Consider the following 2,398-nt stretch of genomic DNA (forward strand, 5'->3'; position numbering starts at 1 on the left):
GACGACACGACAGGTCACCACTCCCCGAGACCGCCGACCCCATGCCTGAACAGCAGAAACGCAGCACTCAAGCCCGGAAAGACAACAGCCACTTAGCTTGCCCTTGAGCTGGCGCCGGTAGTTGTGGGCCAGCCATAACCCAGCGACGGCCACTGTCATGGTCAGGAGCGTTTGTACCCCGTCGTGCACTGCATTCCCCCGTAGGACTCGGTGTACGTGAAGCGCCGAGGCAGCCTGGTGCTCACGTCGTCACCGCAAGGTCCCTGATGACACGCCAAGCCGCAAGACCCCCATACAGATTCCGCCACAGATCACGACCAACGACGTCGCTGGCGCCGGTCAAACTTCGGTGAGACTCGTCAAACTTCGCTGAGACGGGTCAGCCTCCGCCGGTGCCCGCAGGCAGACGAATCGCCGGAAGCCCGTCCAACGCCAGGCGGTCCCGGATACGGTCGTTCGTCATGGGGTTGGATGACGCGATCAACAAGGCCAGGAAGCAACCGCCACAGCAGGATCCCAAGCAGTTGGAAGCCGAGTGGAAGGAACGGGACCGACTCAGGCTCGCTGAACTGCTGCCCGACTGACGGTGCCGCGCTCACGATCAGGCGGGGCGAGCCGCCCATGCCGGTATCCGAACCCCTCGCCAGCCTGATCCGGGTCTGGCCGCAGGCCGTCACCCACGGACGTCGATCTGCACCGGGCCGACTTCGGTCAGTACGGTCTTCGACCGGATGCCGTTGCGAGAGTTCCCGCTGTCGGACCCCGCCGGGTCGTGCTTCTCGTAGCCGAGGTGGTCCGTCATCTCGCCCTCGAGGGCTGACTCCAGGAGCTTCTTCGGGAGCTGCTGGAGCAGGCCACCGGCACCGGTGAGCTGCAGCCCGCTCGCGCGGGCCCGATCGACCAACTGCCCTATCAACTGGTCGTCCAGGGCGTCCGGCTGCAACTCCACCGGCCGCACGGCCTCCACGGCCTCGGCCGAGACGGTCACGTCTGTCATCAGGTGCTACTTCCTTGATCGGGAGTTACACCGTTCTTTTGGCTCTGGCGCACATCCGGTGGTAGCAGAGCGTTGCCGCCTTCGCTGTCGGTGATATCACCAGGTCGGCGGGGCGTTCAGGGGCGAGTGCTCTCCGGGCGGCATGCGGATGCTCGGGGTGGACGGCCCCGTTTCGGCAGGCGCCGAACCCCGCTCCGGCACCGCCACACAGGCCCCCTGTTCTGCGGAGTTCCGGCAGCCGGCCTTACCGAGGCCGAGGTGACACTCCGTTACCACCGGATGTGCGCCAGAGCCGTTGATTTGAGACTCCCCGGCGGAGTCCAGGCAACCAGTGCCAACCGTCCCGGCCAGGGCGGGCCGGGACGGCCAGGGTGCGGTCGAGCGCGGCGGATCAGCCGACACCGGTCTCGCCGTCCCGGCCCACCCTGGCCGGGCCTGCTCGTGGCGAGCGGTTACGCGGCCGGGACCCCGAAGGCGGCGCCTCCGGCTGCGTCACGGGCTGCTCGACGTGGCGACGAAGGTGTATGCGCCCATCTCGAGGAACAGGGACTGCCCGAGCTCGGGTACGCCGGCGAGGGGGACGGCGAGTCGCCGTTCGAGCGCTCCGGCGTTGGTGTTCACCACCTTGTAGGCCCGCAGCACGATCCGGGCGTCACACGGGAGCGGCTGGTCGAACTGGATCACGACCGTGACCGTACCGGAGTAGTTGGCGGGCAGGGTGACCGCGCGCGAGTACCCCTCGTCGCTGCCGGGCGGATAGACCGGCGCCGTCACAGTGAACGGGGCCTGCTGGTCGGTGTTGGAGAAGGTCGCGGTACCGGAGGGCAGGTCGGTGCCGGAGATCCCGAAGACGATTCGCTCCGGGGTGTTGTCCAGGTTGCTGACGGCCAGGTCGGAGAGGACGTACCTGGTCTGCCGGCACGGGATGACGTCGATGTTGCGCCAGCCGACGTTGGGGTTGTACCGGACCCACCCCAGGTAGTCGACGAGCGAGCTGAACGTGGGCAGCGTCGCGGACATGGGGTGGGCGGGCGTGTCCACGGTGGTGATCGTGCAGTAGTGACCGGGCGGATTCTGGCTCGGCCAGAGGAAGGCGGACCTGCTGACGCAGATCTGTCCGGGAGGGATCTCCCTGGCACCGCCGCGGACGGTGAATGGCACGGCGGTTCCGCCGCCCTCGGCGTTGAGCGGCGTCCACGCCCGCGGGTCCAGGAGCAGTCCTCCGGGGGCGTAGTAGAGCCTGACGTTGCCGGAGGAGGGGCACCTGGTCCTGAGGTTCTTCCCCCGGACGTAGATGCGGTTGAGCTGCCCCTGCACGATGGGGTGGCTCACTCCGAGGTCGGGGCCGTTGTAGCTGGACTCCAGCAGGTTGAAGTCCAGGATGTCGCTTCCGAAGGGGAT

At 67.6% G+C, this 2,398-nt stretch carries 2 protein-coding genes and 1 pseudogene; 1 reads left to right on the forward strand and 2 read right to left on the reverse strand.

Going from position 1 to position 2,398, the window contains the following annotated elements; genetic code table 11:
- Positions 1 to 461: 461 nt before the first annotated feature.
- Positions 462 to 584 carry a hypothetical protein gene (locus ABZ885_RS39470; protein WP_360199771.1) on the forward strand — a complete coding sequence of 41 codons (123 nt, stop codon included), beginning with the start codon at positions 462 to 464 and terminating at the stop codon, positions 582 to 584.
- Between the two features lie 98 nt (positions 585 to 682).
- On the opposite strand, the pseudogene ABZ885_RS39475 reads toward ABZ885_RS39470, so the two are convergent.
- Positions 683 to 997 (reverse strand): annotated as a pseudogene (locus ABZ885_RS39475) (transposase); the annotation flags it as partial.
- Positions 998 to 1,489: 492 nt separating this feature from the next.
- Positions 1,490 to 2,398, reverse strand: a 909-nt coding sequence (locus ABZ885_RS39480; RefSeq protein ID WP_360199773.1) for a hypothetical protein, incomplete at its 5' end; no start/stop codon positions are given.

Source organism: Kitasatospora sp. NPDC047058 (assembly GCF_040643935.1).
Taxonomy (GTDB): domain Bacteria; phylum Actinomycetota; class Actinomycetes; order Streptomycetales; family Streptomycetaceae; genus Kitasatospora.

Coding starts and splice junctions, on each gene's coding strand:
- ABZ885_RS39470 (WP_360199771.1), top strand. CDS start 462: ATGGGGTTGGATGACGCGATCAACAAGGCCAGGAAGCAACCGCCACAG.